Annotated in this window: 15 protein-coding genes; 14 read left to right on the forward strand and 1 reads right to left on the reverse strand. The window is 40.1% G+C overall.

From position 1 onward, the window contains the following. The first annotated feature begins 1 nt into the window (after position 1). From rfbB to GY634_RS01525, 8 genes are read left to right on the forward strand one after another with little or no spacing between them, the layout of a single operon-like run. Positions 2-1,030, forward strand: a complete 1,029-nt coding sequence (gene rfbB, locus GY634_RS01490; protein ID WP_166406804.1) for a dTDP-glucose 4,6-dehydratase — start codon at positions 2-4, stop codon at positions 1,028-1,030. 12 nt (positions 1,031-1,042) lie between these two features. Continuing rightward, a complete protein-coding gene (rfbD, locus tag GY634_RS01495; protein WP_166406805.1) occupies positions 1,043-1,945 on the forward strand; it encodes a dTDP-4-dehydrorhamnose reductase in 903 nt (300 codons plus the stop codon). Beyond that, complete coding sequence (locus tag GY634_RS01500; RefSeq protein WP_166406806.1) at positions 1,942-3,168, forward strand: oligosaccharide flippase family protein; 1,227 nt, start codon at positions 1,942-1,944, stop codon at positions 3,166-3,168. Before rfbD ends, GY634_RS01500 begins: the two co-directional genes overlap by 4 nt. After that, positions 3,149-4,210, forward strand: coding sequence for a CDP-glycerol glycerophosphotransferase family protein (locus GY634_RS01505; RefSeq protein WP_166406807.1), 1,062 nt, complete (start codon positions 3,149-3,151; stop codon positions 4,208-4,210). Before GY634_RS01500 ends, GY634_RS01505 begins: the two co-directional genes overlap by 20 nt. Positions 4,211-4,213: 3 nt before the next feature. Then, positions 4,214-5,494 carry a hypothetical protein gene (locus GY634_RS01510; RefSeq protein ID WP_166406808.1) on the forward strand — a complete coding sequence of 427 codons (1,281 nt, stop codon included), beginning with the start codon at positions 4,214-4,216 and terminating at the stop codon, positions 5,492-5,494. Continuing rightward, positions 5,487-6,632 (forward strand): glycosyltransferase, encoded by a 1,146-nt coding sequence (locus GY634_RS01515; protein ID WP_166406809.1) that lies wholly within the window; start codon positions 5,487-5,489, stop codon positions 6,630-6,632. The genes GY634_RS01510 and GY634_RS01515 overlap by 8 nt, the downstream gene beginning before the upstream one ends. A gap of 6 nt (positions 6,633-6,638) precedes the next feature. Continuing rightward, the gene (locus GY634_RS01520; RefSeq protein ID WP_166406810.1) at positions 6,639-7,415 is read left to right on the forward strand and encodes a WecB/TagA/CpsF family glycosyltransferase; all 777 of its coding nucleotides are present in this window, start codon (positions 6,639-6,641) and stop codon (positions 7,413-7,415) included. A gap of 20 nt (positions 7,416-7,435) precedes the next feature. Beyond that, positions 7,436-8,851 carry a mannose-1-phosphate guanylyltransferase/mannose-6-phosphate isomerase gene (locus GY634_RS01525; RefSeq protein WP_166406811.1) on the forward strand — a complete coding sequence of 472 codons (1,416 nt, stop codon included), beginning with the start codon at positions 7,436-7,438 and terminating at the stop codon, positions 8,849-8,851. Between the two features lie 41 nt (positions 8,852-8,892). Here GY634_RS01525 and GY634_RS01530 read toward each other — a convergent pair whose 3' ends face one another. Then, the gene (locus GY634_RS01530) at positions 8,893-10,275 is read right to left on the reverse strand and encodes an undecaprenyl-phosphate glucose phosphotransferase (protein WP_166406812.1); all 1,383 of its coding nucleotides are present in this window, start codon (positions 10,273-10,275) and stop codon (positions 8,893-8,895) included. A gap of 299 nt (positions 10,276-10,574) precedes the next feature. Here GY634_RS01530 and crcB point away from each other — a divergent pair, with 299 nt between their 5' ends. From crcB to GY634_RS01560, 6 genes are read left to right on the forward strand one after another with little or no spacing between them, the layout of a single operon-like run. Beyond that, positions 10,575-10,961, forward strand: coding sequence for a fluoride efflux transporter CrcB (gene crcB, locus GY634_RS01535; protein WP_166406813.1), 387 nt, complete (start codon positions 10,575-10,577; stop codon positions 10,959-10,961). Between the two features lie 13 nt (positions 10,962-10,974). Continuing rightward, positions 10,975-11,961 (forward strand): 3-oxoacyl-[acyl-carrier-protein] synthase III C-terminal domain-containing protein, encoded by a 987-nt coding sequence (locus GY634_RS01540; RefSeq protein WP_166406814.1) that lies wholly within the window; start codon positions 10,975-10,977, stop codon positions 11,959-11,961. Positions 11,962-11,968: 7 nt separating this feature from the next. Next, entirely contained in the window at positions 11,969-13,006 is a 1,038-nt protein-coding gene (locus GY634_RS01545; RefSeq protein ID WP_166406815.1) for an NAD-dependent epimerase/dehydratase family protein, read from the forward strand. A gap of 4 nt (positions 13,007-13,010) precedes the next feature. After that, positions 13,011-13,847, forward strand: a complete 837-nt coding sequence (locus GY634_RS01550) for an MBL fold metallo-hydrolase (protein WP_166406816.1) — start codon at positions 13,011-13,013, stop codon at positions 13,845-13,847. Beyond that, positions 13,844-15,169: a F390 synthetase-related protein gene (locus GY634_RS01555; RefSeq protein ID WP_166406817.1), complete on the forward strand. Its 1,326-nt coding sequence runs from the start codon at positions 13,844-13,846 to the stop codon at positions 15,167-15,169. Before GY634_RS01550 ends, GY634_RS01555 begins: the two co-directional genes overlap by 4 nt. Then, entirely contained in the window at positions 15,166-15,801 is a 636-nt protein-coding gene (locus GY634_RS01560; protein ID WP_166406818.1) for a phosphatase PAP2 family protein, read from the forward strand. The genes GY634_RS01555 and GY634_RS01560 overlap by 4 nt, the downstream gene beginning before the upstream one ends.

A 15,801-nucleotide genomic window follows, 5' to 3' on the forward strand; every position in this document is an offset into this window, starting at 1 on the left:
AATGAAAATAATAGTGACGGGTGGAGCTGGTTTTGTGGGGTCAGCATTGGTACGCTATCTCATTAATGAAACGCACCACCAAGTAGTTGTCATTGATAAGCTGACTTATGCATCAAACTTAGAATCACTGAGAGACGTTTCCGATAACGAGCGTTTTAGTTTTATACGTTCTGATATATGTAATAGAAGTGCTATGGAAGATATTTTCGAAAATTATCAGCCAGATAGGGTTATTCACTTAGCAGCAGAATCGCATGTTGATCGTTCTATATCAGGACCAGAAGATTTTATAAAAAATAACATAATTGGTACTTATGTATTATTGGAAGTTTCTAATCTTTTTTGGTCATCATTACCTGAGAACAAAAAAAATAATTTTAAACTATTACATGTTTCAACAGATGAAGTATACGGTGATCTGGGTGAAAATAGCCAGAACCTAACATCGGAAAACAGCGCTTATGCACCTAGCTCTCCTTATGCTGCAAGCAAAGCTAGTTCAGATCATTTAGTGTGGGCTTGGTGGCGAACATATGGTTTACCAGTAGTGATAACTCATTGCTCCAATAATTTTGGACCATATCAGTATCCTGAAAAGTTAATCCCTCTAGTTATTCTAAATGCCATATCAGGAAAAAATATACCAATCTATGGAAATGGAGAGCAAGTAAGAGATTGGTTACATGTGGATGATCATATTCGGGCAATATATAGTATCTTAGAAAAAGGAAAAATAGGAGATAGTTATAATATTAGCTCAAATAATGAAGTGAAAAATATAGACCTGGTAACCACTATTTGTTCAATATTAGACGATATTTTTCCTGAATCAAAAAATAAACCACATAATAATCTTATTGAATTTGTAGAGGATAGATTAGGGCATGACTTTCGTTATGCGCTTGATACTAAAAAACTAAATAAAGAAATAGGATGGAAGTCAGAAGTTGGTTTTGAGGATCGGCTGAAAGAAACTGTATTGTGGTATGTTAGAAATTTTAAATGGCTGGAAACTATTCAAAAATACTAAAATATAAATAGTATGGATATTAATAAAGTATTAAAGGTTTTTATATGCGGTGGTAGCGGAATGCTAGGACGGGAATTGTTGCGAAAAAAACCTGAAAATATAGAAATATGGGCACCAAGTTCTGCTGATTTTGATGTGAGCGATGAGAATATGGTTTTAATAAATTTGGGTGTATATAAACCTGACGTTATTATCAATTCCTCTGCTTATACTGAAGTGGAAAAATCTGAGATTAATAAAAAAAAAGCATATAAAGTAAATAAAGATGGGCCTAGAAATCTAGGGAAGTATGCACAAAGACGAGGAATTCCCGTTTTTCATATTTCTACAGATTATGTATTTGATGGGGAAAATCCAAATCCATATTCAGAGGAAGATAAAACTAATCCAGTAAATGTGTATGGAAAAAGCAAGCTGGAAGGTGAAGAAGATTTGTTGAAAATGTGTTCAAAAAGTTTAATCCTAAGAACTAGTTGGTTATTTAGTAAGTATGGGGATAACTTTTTGAAGAAAATAATAAGAAAAATTATAGAAGAAGAAGAAATAAAAGTAGTAAATGATCAGTATGGAAGCCCTACATCAGCAGAATTTCTGGCTGAAGTAATATGGGAAATCTTTACTATCTATCGTAAAGAAAATAAATTGGAATGGGGGATTTATCATTATACAAATTATCCCTACTGCTCATGGTATGAGTTTGCTGTAGAAATAAATAAAGAATTGAACATAAAAAAAGAAATTGAAATAATTCCTATCAGCCAAAATGAATACAAAAGTGGAACATTAAGGCCAAAATCTACAAAATTATGTATGGATAAGATTTTTTTGATGTATAAAATAAAACCAAAAGGATGGCTGGATGCATTAAGAGGAAAAGGAATCCAGGATTGGATTCAAAGAGATAAAGAAATATGAAAAATAGAGTATTAAGCAATACTATTTCTCTTGCGACTTTGCAGTTGCTAAATTATTTGCCACCATTGATATTACTACCATATTTAACACGTATATTAGAAATTAATGAGTTTTCAGCAGTAATGACAGCGATGGCTATGGTGGTTACATCTAATATCATTACAGATTATGGATTTTCGCTTGCTGCTACATACAGGATATCAAAAAATAGAAATAATATCAGGTATATCAATGGATTAATAGCAGTAATATTTACATCAAAAATTTTCCTATGTTTAATAGTAATTTCTATTCTATTTATAGTATCTATTCTGCCGAGTTATTATGATTATAAATATATATTTTGGTCAGGAATATTGGCCATAATTTTTCAATCATATCAACCCATATGGTTATATCAAGGGTTAGAAAAATTAAAATTTTATTCCTTATATATGGGAGCATCAAAGGTATTGCATTTGTTTTTGGCATATCTCTTGGTTAAGAAGGATGATGATGGCTACCTAGTTTTGCTGAGCTGGTCAGTTTCTAATGGAATAGGCCTATTTATAGCATTGTTTGTAATGAAAAAACTGGGCTTCAAAGTTGGATTTTCTAGTATAGGTAGCGCGTGGAAAGAACTTAAAAAAACATCAGCATTTTTCTGGTCGAGAATAGCATCTGTTTTGTATACGTCCTCTAGTTCAATTATTGTAGGTGCTTTTTCTTTACAACAAGCTGGATTATATGCAGTAGCAGAGCAGGGATACAAAGCAGGACAAGCAGTAACCTCATCTGTATCACAATCCATATTCCCATATATGGTTAAAGAAAAAAAATGGGATGTTTTCTTTAAGTACGTAGTTTTTTTCTCTTTATTATTATTATTAGGTATAGGTTTATTTTGGTTTGTAGGAGAAAATTTAATTATCATTATTTTTGGGATTGAATATAAAGAATCATTTTCAATCCTTAATATTATGGTATTAACCTTAGTTGCAAACTATTGTTCTGTTATGTTTGGCTATACTGCTTTAGGGTCTATAGGAAAAATAAAATGGGCCAATTATTCAGTTTTTTCTGGCGGAATATTATTCATAGCATTAGTGGTAATAATGTTTTTATCTGATAATATTACGGGAATAAGTATGGCTATTTCTGTATTTATAACAGAGATATTTGTATTTGTTTTTAGATTGTTTATTTTTTTAAAATTTTATAAAAATGAAAAAAAGAGAATATAAATCTTATTATGAAAGAAATACCTTAAAAAAATTTTTTTATATTATATTTTCACCTATTGCTTATATTTTAGCCTTGATCCCAAAGAGAAAAGATTTGGTCTTGTATGGGTCAATGAATGGTTACTCTATAGTAGATAATGCAAAATATGAATATCTAAGTAGCAATGATAAGGAAAAGTACTTTATAACTTTTAATCCTGATGTTGTAAATTCTTATCAAAAAACAAAATTTAATGTTGTTTATGGGTGGTCTTTAAAAGGAATTTTCTTACAGATTAGAGCAGAAAAAATATATTTCACACATGGGTTATTTGATTTTTTCTCAATTTTAGTGATGGGGGCTGAAAAACATAACCTTTGGCATGGCGTTCCGTTGAAAGATATTGGCCCTGTTACAGATTGGTCTTCTGATAACAAGTTTATGCTTAAAATAAAAATCTTGTTCTACAGGATTTTTGCTCCAGCCTACTACATGACGTGTGATTATGTTTACTGTCCTTTTCCTAGTTTGAAAAAAAACTATAGTAATTATTTTTGTGTTTCAAGACCAAAGATAATAATAAGAGAACAGCCTAGAAATTCTTATTTCAACGATGTAGTAATCCAGAAAAAAAGAAAAATACTTTTCGCTCCAACTCATAGAAGTTTGCAGTTCAAGAATTTTGATTTTGATTTGTATTTTAAAAAAATAAATCTAGTGAAAATTTCAAATTATTTAAAATCAATAAATTATGATTTAGTGGTTAGGCCTCATCCTATTGATAAAGAGCTCTTTGTTTCTTTCTGTGATGTAAATAATATAGAAATTGATACTAGCTTAGATTTATACGAGAGTTTGAGCTCTTACGAATTTGTTGTAACTGATTATTCTAGTATTTTTTTGGATTGTATGGAAAGGCAGTTATCTTGCTTTTTGGTTGCCCCTGATTATAGAGAGTATAAAGACAGAGTTGGTATCAGTAATATTTTAGATTCATATTACTCAAATGATAATTTTTATAAAGATTTAGATTTTATAAAATCAAAATTAGTAGGGCCATAGGAAATGCGATCTACAGATGCAAGACTAGCAGTGTTTTTTTTACTGCCTATTATTTTTGGGTTTTTTCAGAATTTCTTTTTTCTGCTGATTAATTTCTATTTTGACCCAAGTAAGTATTTTTTAGTTTTAAAAGATTTTTATATTATCTTGGTTTGTTTGTTGGGTTCTTTTTATTGCTACTTTTTAAGAAGAGAGGGTCTTGGTCGGTATTCTATCCTTCTTTTGATTTTTATATTAATTCTTTCTTACTATCTTTTTGTTTCTATTTTTCTTGGGGTATACATTGAGTCATTTAGACAAATTTTGATTTTACCGTTAGCATTGATATATGGAGAAATTTTTTCGTCATCTTCAAGAAGTGATGGTTTGGTTAAAAAAATAGAAAATATTCTAGTTCCTGTGTTGATTTTTTTGATTATTAGCGGTTATGTAGAGTTATTTTTCTTGCATGATGCTACTGAATCCTTTTGGTCCATGATGAATTTTAAAGACCTGCTTAGTGTAAAAGGTATGGATAAGTGGGCTTATGGAGTAGGTGGGGTTTTAGGGAATTTTTATAGCTATGACTTGATCTCTTTTTTTGATAGATCAGTAAGAAGAATGGTTTCTCTTTTTATTATTGAACCAACTATCTTTGGTCATATTGCTTCATTCTTAATGGTCTATGCATTTGTTAGTAAAAGATTTTTATTATTTATTTTGTCATCCCTGGCGGTTTTGCTGACCATAAGTAAAGGCGGAGTTTTAGTATTTTTTCTTTCGGTTATAATCTATAATTTTAAAAATAATAATTTAACTAAATTAAGAAAAATAATTATTAATACATTTACGATAGCTATTTTTTCTGCCTTGGTGTTTTCTTTGTTGTATCTTGCTTTTTCTGGGAAAATAAATTCCGTTTATGTCAGGATTGAATCTTATATAAATATTTTTTTATCGTTGATTGAATATCCATTTGGGCAAGGGATTGGATCTTCGGGAAACTATGGGAATTTATATGGGACTAATAAATTTAACATTTCTGAAAGCTACTTTGGTGCAATGGTAGGTCAGATTGGGATTTTTGCAATTTTTCTCTATGTTTCATTTTTCTATTATTTTATTAAAACAAAAATTAGAAACTTAAATGGATTCTTGATTTCTGTATACTTGGTTTCTTTTTCCACTTTGGTTGTGTCTTTCTTTACGGAATCGTCATTAACTTATTCAGGAACATTTTTTCTCTATGCTTTGCTGCCGTTTATTAATAAGAAAAATAGAGAGAGTATCTATATAAATGACTAAAAATATTTTGTTTATTACAACTGTTTTATTTGATAAACCCTCTACTGGCGGAGAAGTTGCAACTAATTTCTTTACTGAATGGTTAAGCAATAATTTTAAAATTGATGTTTTAGGATATAGTAGAGATTCTGATGGTGGAGCTGTTAAAGGTTCTGTTGTTGATTCTATATCTATAGAAACTAATTTCAGAAATTTTTTCTTTATTAAAAAATTTCTGATGGCTATTTTTTGTAATATGCCATACTCGTCATACAAGTTTTTTTCAAAAAAATATTTGGAATTGATTAAAGAAAAAATAGAAAAAAATAGTTATGATTATATTGTAGTTGAGCATGCACAGATGGCATGGGTGCTAAAGTATCTGGATCTGGGGAATTGTGTATTTATATCTCATAATGATGAGTCAAAGTTATATGAAGAGATAGCTGAAAACTCTGGATCTTTTTTTAAAAAGTTAATCTATAAAAGAGAAAGTAGGCTAATAAAGAAGATTGAGAGATTAGCAATTAACAGATCTTTATGCACAGTGGTTTTAACGGAAAGTGATAGAGATAGTTATGCTATTAATTATGGGAATGAAGGTAAGATAAAACAAGTCAACTTACCTATACCTGAATTAGATAGAGATAAGTACAGAGAATGTAATATATTATATGATGTTGTTATGCTGGGGAGTTGGTCTTGGGATGCAAATAGAAGCGGGTTGCTTTGGTTCTTAGATAAGGTCTATCCTAGATTAGATAAAAATGTAAAGATAGGAATTGCAGGAAGAGGTTTTGAAAAAGACTTTTTTAATCAATATGAGAATATTGAATATGTAGGGTTTGTTGAATCATCTACTGAGTTTTTGCTATCGGGTAAGTGTATAGCAATTCCTTCTATTGAAGGTAGTGGGATACAAATAAAAACCTTAGAGGCTATATCATTAGGTAAACCTGTGGTTTTAACAAATAAGGCAGTCAGAGGAATTGATGAGCTACCATCTAACCTTTTTGTAACTGATGATCCTATTGATTTTTCTAATTCTATTAATGAAAATCATCATAAATCATTGACCATTAAGGATTTGAAATGGATTAATGATAGAAATATAAAATTTGATAAACAAATGGGTGATATTTTTATTTTTGGTGAATAGATATTTATGATCAGTTTTGATAGAATTAGTGTTTTAAATACTTACTTTGATCTACTTTCTGAAGATGAGGTTTTGTCGATAATTTCTGGTTTAAATGATTTAAATGAAATGGGTTTTAGGTATATTGTTACTCCTAATGTAGATCATGTAGTGAGAAATTGTAGATCTAGTGAGTATCAGAATCTTTATAAGGATTCGTGGCTAAGCCTGTGTGATAGTAGAGTGTTATATAGGTTGTTAACTAAAAAATCATACCCTATTAGAAGTGTAGTTACAGGTAGTGATTTGACTTTAAAGATTTTTGAAGAAATTATTGATGGTAGTGTAAATACAATATCTATTATAGGAGTAAGCGAAGAGACAGTAGATAAAGTAAAAGAAAAATTCAAACTACAGTTTGTAAATCACTATAATCCTAAAATGGGATTTATTAATGATGACATTGAGGTTAAGAAATGTTTGGATTTTCTGTTAAATAATCCTTCTGATTTTGTTTTTTTTGCAGTTGGTTCCCCTCAGCAAGAAATCTTGGCGAACAAATTTTCAAAGCTGGAAGGATCTAAAGGGCTAGGGTTTTGCATAGGGGCTTCTCTTCTTTTCTTGTCTGGTGAAGAGAAAAGGGCACCTAAGATAGTTTCTACTATTGGTTTTGAGTGGTTGTTTAGATTGTTTCAAAATCCTCGTAGGCTTTGGAAAAGATATTATGATAATCTTAAGATATTTTCTCTGGTTAGAGGTATTGAGTCTTTCTCTGGGGAGAGAGATAAAAGATCGATAGATTAATGTTTATGTAGGTTCGGACAATGAGAGTTATTCCTGTAATATTAGCCGGTGGTGTTGGTACGAGACTTTGGCCATTATCCAGAAAAAGCAAGCCTAAGCAGTTTCTAAAGTTGACTAATGATAAATTTTCAATGTTTCAAGAAACAGTCTTAAGGGCACAGGGTCTATCTAATAATTTGCCCATAATAGTATGTGCTGATGAGCATAGATTTATTGTGGCAGAGCAATTGCGAGAAGTAGGAATAGATAGTGCTCAGATTATCCTTGAACCTATCGGAAAAAATACAGCCCCAGCAATTACTCTAGCCGCATTGGCTGCTACAGACCAATGCAAGAATTCTATACTGATTGTTTTAGCAGCTGATCATTTTGTTTCTGATCAACATGCATTTATATCTCAAGTAGCTAAAGGATTAGACCTTGCAGAACAAGGGTATATGGTCACGTTTGGGGTGTTGCCTGATTACGCTGAGGTAGGATACGGCTATATCAAAAGTGGGGCACCAATCTCAGGCTCTGCCGGTTTTTTGGTGGATAGTTTTGTAGAAAAACCGACTCTGGCCTTAGCTGAAGAGTATGTGCTATCTAAAAAATATCTATGGAATAGCGGGATGTTCGCTTTCCAAAGTGATCTTTACCTTCGTGAACTTCAGAAATTTGAGCCTGTTATATTAGCAACTTGTCAGGATGCATTTAATGCCTCACAAATTGACATGGATTTTATACGGATCCCAGGTGATATTTTCGAACAGTCTCCGTCGCAGTCTATAGATTATGCTGTTATGGAGCATACACAGAATGCAGCTGTTGTGCCTCTTTCGGTCGGCTGGAGTGACCTTGGCGCTTGGGAAGCCTTATGGAAAATTGCTGAGCAAGATGAAAACAATAATGTTCTGATTGGTGACGTTTGTGTTGAGGATTCACAAGGTGTTTATGTGAAAGCAGACTCACGGCTAGTTGCTGTTGTTGGACTTAGAGATTTGGTTGTTGTAGAAACAAAAGATGCCGTTCTTATCTCTGAGCGGACGCAATCGCAAAAAGTTAAGACGGTTGTTGAAAGACTAAGAGAGCAGGGTAGGGACGAATTTTCTGCACATAAACAAGTCTATCGCCCCTGGGGGACGTATGAGTCTATTGATGAGGGCGAGCGTTACCAAGTCAAGAGAATTACTGTACAGCCCGGCGGTAAATTGTCAGTCCAAATGCATCATCATCGTGCAGAGCATTGGATTGTTGTCAGTGGTGTGGCGCGAGTTACAAATGGCGATGAAACTTATTTAGTAACAGAGAATGAATCAACTTATATTCCGATCGGGCAGATTCACGCGCTTGAGAATCCTGGTGTTATTCCTTTAGAGTTGATTGAAGTGCAATCAGGTGCTTATTTAGGTGAGGATGATATTGTTCGCTTTGAGGATAGGTACGGTAGAATCTAAGAGTAAACACTTTAAGCATAACGGATAGCGGAGAGATTTGATCAGGGTTTGTTATTGACAAACCCTTTAAAAACGGTCAAGAAGATAATCTTCAAATCTAACCAGAGCGACCAGTTATTGATATACCACAGGTCGTACTCAACACGTTTTTGCATCTTCTCAATAGTATCGGTTTCACCCCTATAGCCGTTTACCTGTGCCCAACCAGTAATACCTGGTTTGACTTTGTGGCGCTTCATGTAGGATTCAACCAAATCTTTGTAATGTTCATTGTGGGCCAGCGCGTGAGGGCGTGGTCCTACAATGGACATGCGTCCCTGTAGTACGTTGTAAAACTGGGGGAGCTCATCTAAGCTGGTTTTACGTAGAAAAGCACCTAAGCGAGTCACCCGAGGATCACCAAATTTGGCTTGGGTTATCTGACCAGCCACTTCGGTGTGTACTTCCATGGAGCGGAATTTATAAACTTTGAATTGTCGGCCATTAATCCCTGTTCGGTATTGCTTGAAAATGATGGGCCCTGTTGAAGTCATCTTGATCGCAATAGCGATTAGTAGACAGACTGGTAGTATCAGGATAGAGATAAGGCTACCAATAATAAGATCCTCTATTCGTTTAACTAGTCTCGCTGAACCCTCCATGGGGCTTAAGCTAATATCTAGCGCATAAAGTCCAGCAATCTGACTCACCCGATGATTTAAGAGGGGTAAGTCACCTAAGTCGGGTATGAAACGTACTTCTACAGTGAGGTGACGTAGGCTATGTAGAATTTTTTTAATAGATTCTCCTTCTTGTAAAGGTAAACACAGCCATACCTCATGTACATTTTGTTCACTTACTGTAGCAATGAGCTTGTCGAACCATTGTTGATTGTTTTCTAGTGTGAGACGCTGACGTATTTCATAGCCTACACGTCCTAAATCAGGCAGGCTTTTACTGAGCTCGTCAGAAGGGATATGTCCTTCTACCACTAATACGTGCTTTTGGTTTCTACCTTGGGTTCGAGCAAAACGTAATAGTAGGTAGGTGCTTAGCCTAAAAAGGGTAACTGCGACTAAGGCATACAGAGCGGTAGTACTTAGCCAGAGGCGAGAATACTGGCCAGTAACTTTTGTAGCAACAGCAATACCTAACAGTAGAGCAAAAGCCAGTAACCAGCCTGTATAGACGCGGCCAAGTTGTTTTAGGAAGGGGCGGCCTCGCCATGAGCCATAGGTGTCCATACCCAACTGACAGATAGTGCCCATTAAAGCTAAGGCTAATGTGGCAACTTCATAGCGAGAGCTCATGCTCCAGAAGTCAAAGCGCTGATGATAAGCAACGTATGCTGCGCCAATGACTAATGCAATATCAATAAGCCCGGCCAACAAGGCGAGGGGATAGCGTTCTGCAAGAATTGGAGCTGGAGAGTGTTTCTTGGACATGCGCACAAATTTAGTAGGCTAAAACACATAGCCGAGGTCAGAGGATGACTGATTATAGAAGGGACATCGCGTGGCGGCCACTTAACTCTGCCCATTGATGACGCTTTATGACAATGTAACTACTGTAAATGTCTTGTAGGGAGTAATTTTTTAGACTATTACACTGAGTTACAGGATTTCAAAATCAGCAAAAAGACCAAAACCCACGGCTTTTCTGGTGCTACGATAAGCGTTTTACTGGGTAGTGCAAGTGTGATGCTGCCAACAAAGCGGCAGTGTGTCGTGATGGAGAGTGCTCTATGTGGAAAGCCATAGCGGCTGTTGCTGTTGGGGCGGGTTGCGGCGGTGTGATGCGCTGGATGTTAAGTCTGCGCTTGAATGCTGTGTGGCCGAATATGCCGCTGGGTACGTTGGTGTCTAACTTGGTTGCCGGTTATATCGTGGGTGTTGCTGTGGCAGTTTTTGCGCAGATGCCTAATTTATCCCCTGAATGGCGTTTAGTCATTATTACGGGATTCTGTGGTGGGTTATCCACCTTTTCTACATTCTCTATTGAAGTGGTAACTGCTCTGGAACGGGGCGCTTACAGCTGGGCGTTGGGAATGGTCAGCGTGCATGTACTGGGTTCGCTGTTAATGACTATAGCGGGTTTGGCCACGGTTTGGTGGTTGAAGTCGGTGTGGTAAAGGATTACTAAGCATGGGGCTAGTCCCGCTTGAAATCAGCGCTATGGGCAAGGCGCTACCTTCTACGCCGGTGTTGTCATCTGAATTGGATGCGCGGTTGGGTAAGGCTGAAGGCTATGTTCAAAAACGTTCGGGGATTGTGTCGCGATCCTTGGCCGATAGTCATGTGTCACAAGCAGAATTAGGTGCCGAGGCGCTACATAATGCATTGCGCACTGCAGGGTGGAAAATGGCAGATGTGGATCTGCTCATTAGTGCTTCTGCTATTCCTGTGCAGGCGCTGCCCTGCACGGCGACGCATATTTTGCGGGCGGCTCAGGCGCCAGATGGCACGCCCGGTTTTGATGTGAATGTCAGTTGTGCCAGTTTTGTGGCGGCACTAGAGGTGGCTAGCGGTTTATTGCAAATTGGCCGCTATCAACGCATTGCTATTGTGAGCGCTGAATTGGCATCGCGCGGTTTGAATTGGGATGATGAAGAGTCTTCCTATTTATTTGGCGATGGCGCGGCGTGTGCGTTGGTGCAAAAAGGCGATGGGTCTAAGGGGATTCTGGCAACGCGCTTAGAGAACCATGTGCTAGAAGGTGATTTTTGCGAAATCCGTGCTGGTGGTACGCGAGCCAACCCCCGTGCGGGTATGCAGGAGCACGACTTTTATTTCAAGATGCAGGGGCGTAAGGTGTTTAAGATCGCCTCGCGTTTTATTAATGACTATCAAGACGCGTTATTGGCGCAAGCCGGTGTGACGCTACGTGATGTGGATTTAGTGGTTCCGCATCAGGCCAGCCATTTAGCCATGCAGCATATACACAAGCAGTTGGATATTCCTACGCATAAGTTGATGGATATTTATGCGACGCACGGGAATCAGGTGGCAGCTTCTGTGCCGACGGCATTGTACGAAGCACTGCACCAGCAGCGGTGTAAAGCCGGTGATGTGGTGATGTTGATTGCCACCGCCGCCAGCGTGTCGTTTGCAGGCATGGTACTGAAACTGTGAGCAAGCGATGACACAACATAGTGGCGCAGCAGTGCTTCCTAAGGTGTTGGTCACGGGGGCAACCAGTGGGCTGGGGCGTAATGCCGCATTGTGGTTGCAGCAAGCAGGCTATGCTGTTGTCGGTGTGGGTCGTGATAAAGCAGCGGGTGCTGCCCTAGCGCAGCAGGGCATACAGTTTGTGGCCTGCGATTTAGCCACCGCAGCGCCTAGCCAGCTAGATGCTTTGGTGCAATCGGTAGATTGGGTGTGGCATTGTGCCGCCTTGTCGTCGCCGTGGGGGGCTAGGGCTGATTTTGTAGCCGCTAATGTACTGGCGACCGAAAAACTGGCTCAGGCGGCGGGGCAGGCACAGGTGCAAAGGTTTGTGCATATTTCTACGCCGTCGCTGTATTTTGATTTTCAGGCTAGACGCAATATCCCAGAGACGTTTATTGCGGCGCGTTTTGCTAACGCCTATGCGGAAACCAAGTTTATGGCGGAGGGCTGTATTCAACAGGCGCAACAGCGTTATCCGACTACGCGTTTTACGTTATTGCGTCCACGTGGAATTTTTGGCCCACACGATCGAGTGATTGTGCCGCGTTTGCAAGAGCAGTTAGCGCGTTTTAATGGTGTGCTTAAGTTGCCGCGTGGTGGACAAGCCTGCGTGGATTTAACTTTTGTACTGAATGTGGTGCATGCCATGCACTTGGCCAGTACTCAGCCAGCATTGCCTCCGGCCGCGGTGTACAACATTAGCAATCAAGAGCCTATGATGCTGCGTGAGGTGATTGAGGCGTTATTTGTAAAAGCGTTAGGGCGACATGTACGTATACAAGCGGTGCCGTATCCGCTGCTCTATACGGTTGCCGCAGGGATGGAAGCCACGGCTAGCCTCACACATAAAGAACCTATGTTGACGCGTTATAGCGTGGGGGCACTGAGTTTTGATATGACCTTATGCTCAACCAAGGCGCAGCAAGAACTGGGGTATTACCCGCGCTATAGCATGCAAGAGGCCATCGCCTTAACCGCTGACTGGCTGCGACAGCAGCCACAAAGGTAAGAAGATGGCTGTTTTACATACGTACGAGGTGGGGTACTGCATGCACCCAGCGTGTGTGGCGCTAAAGGGAGGCGGCTTTAAGTTGTGTCGCTTTCCGGCGCGTGCTTATGTGATTGAAGTGGGGCGTGATTTATGGGTGTGGGATACCGGTTATGCCAGCCATTTTCACAGTCATACCGCTAGAGGGGTGTATCGCTTATACCCCGCAGTGACCCCGGTACATTTTAAAAATGATGAAGCGCTGATTCTACAGTTGGCCGAACACGGCATAGGCCGTGAAGACATACGTGGCATTGTAGTGTCGCATTTCCACGGTGATCACATTGCAGGGCTGCGAGATTTCCCCGGCGTTGAAGTGTATGCCAGCCAACCGGGCTGGGATTACTACAAGTTGCTGAAAGGGCTGCGTGCCGTACGTAAAGGCTTTGTACCAGGTTTAATTCCGGAGGACTTCGAGTCGCGCTTAGGCTTTGTAGAAGAGTGGGAGTACGGTGCGTTACCGGCTGAGCTGGCTCCGTTTGAGGAGGGCTGGGCATTGCCGCACAGTAAAGGTGAAGTCTTTGTGGTGTCGTTGCCAGGACATGCGCGTGGGCATTTGGGCGTGTTTATACGTACCGCCGCTGGTTGGATATTGTTGGCTGCCGATGCCGCATGGGCTCCTGAAAACTACACAGAATTACGTCAACCTGCTTGGATATCACGTTTAATCATGGACGATGCCAAGCACATGTTCCAGACCTTACAAAAACTGCACGAGCTGCATAAGCGTGGCAAGGTGAAGATTCAGTTGGCGCACGAGGGGGGGATTCCTTCTACTTCAGTCACGGAGTCTGCGCTATGACGCAAAGTGTGCAGACGTTATGGCAGTACTACAAAGCAAAACGGTTACAGAAACGTTTACGGGCGTGGTCGCGTGAACAGTTAGAACAGTATCAACAGCAACAACTACAGCGCTTTATGCAACGCGTGTTGGTGCGTAGCCCGTACTTTAGTGCGTATGTGGGCCAGCCGTTACCCACATGGCCGTTGATGAATAAAGCGCTCATGATGGCGCAGTTTGATCAGATGAATACGGCAGGCTTGCAGCGTGATGTAGTGCTGGAAAATGCGTTGCGTGCAGAGACTAGCCGTGATTTCTCGCAGTTAGTGTCTGAATACAGTGTGGGGTTGTCGTCGGGTACGTCTGGTACACGTGGCTTGTTTGTGACCAGTAAAGCTGAGCGTGCCCTCTGGTCCGGCACGATTTTGTCTAAGCTGCTGCCTAAAGGCTTGTTTGCTGGTGAACGGGTGGCATTGTTCTTGCGTGCTGACAATGCGCTCTATCAGAACGTGAACAGCCGTTTTTTAAGCTTCCGATTTTTTGATTTGTTGGCAAATTTTGATGAGCAGTGCGAGGCATTGCAACAGTATCAACCTACGATTTTGGTGGCACCGGCCCAAGTGTTGGTAGCGCTGGCAGAAAAAGCGCAGCAAGGTGGCATTACCTTACAGCCCGCACGGGTGATTTCCGCCGCCGAGGTGTTGAGTCCCCACGACAAACAACGTTTACAACACCAGTTTGGTGATGTGGCCGAGGTGTATCAAGCAACTGAGGGCTTTTTGGGGGCTACCTGCGAGTTAGGTGCAATGCACTTAAATGAAGAGTCGCTGTACATAGAAACTGAATGGGTAGACCAAACACGTTTTGTTCCTATCATTACCGATTTCAGGCGTACTACGCAGCCTGTAGTGCGCTATAGGCTAGACGATGTGTTGCACGATGGCGGGTGTGCGTGCCTGTGTGGCAGGCCTACGCGTGTGATTACCCACATAGAAGGACGGGCTGACGACCAATTAAGGTTGCCCGGCAGCCAGCAGCCGTGGGTAACGATATTTGCCGATGCATGTAATAGGGTATTGGCCCACACGTTGCCGTGGGATGCGGATTATGTGCTCGAGCACGTCATGCCAGACGAGGGCGAAAACACCGTGTTACTGCGTTTTTACGCCCCGCTTACTGCACCGCAATTGCAGCAGGTGCACGATGCACTGTGGTCGTGGCTAGCCACTCAGAACGTGGATGTATCGCTGTTGCGGTGGGAAGGTGTGGCCCAACCCCCAGAGCGCGATTTTCTGCGGAAAAAACGCCGTATTGTGCGTGTGACAAAGCAGGTGGTAGCGTGAGTGTGTTACCCACAGAGAAGCAATCGCTGTTCTACCGCTTGTGGTGGATGGCGTGGGGCTGGGGCACGGTAGGGGTGATTTACTCCCTCACTGACTACTGGCAAGGAGCGGGGAACGTGGTGCATGAAACTTGGGTAGATAGGGCGGTGGGGTACGATCAAACGGCTATTTGGGGATATTTGTCTTTTTTCTTGCTTATACCTGCTGCGTACCTATTTTCTGACATCTCCAGAGTTAAAACGTTGGCGCGACAAATGCAGTGGGGGGCCTTGTTTTGCGGGGTAATCTACCTGCTGTATCCCACAACGATAGTGTATCCACCCGTAGAAACAGGAACCTGGGCAGGGCAAGTGGTGGCCTGGTTGTTACATCTGGATTCCAGTCAAAACTGTGTGCCTTCGCTGCATATCTTGTTATCGTTATTAGCGGTATATGCGGTTTCGCACGCTAAGCGTTGGTGGGTACAAGGCTGCTACGTGGGCTGGTTGGTGTGGGTGGGTTATACCGTTTTGCAGTTAAAGCGGCATTTTTTTATCGATGTGTTGGCCGCCATAGCAATAGCCGTCGTATTGATTGCCTTGAGCCATTATGCTGGTGCAGGGAAAGCAGAGGTGCAGAGTGACGCAGATTAA

It is taken from the genome of Paenalcaligenes suwonensis, assembly GCF_011290505.1.
Lineage (GTDB): Bacteria > Pseudomonadota > Gammaproteobacteria > Burkholderiales > Burkholderiaceae_B > Paenalcaligenes > Paenalcaligenes suwonensis.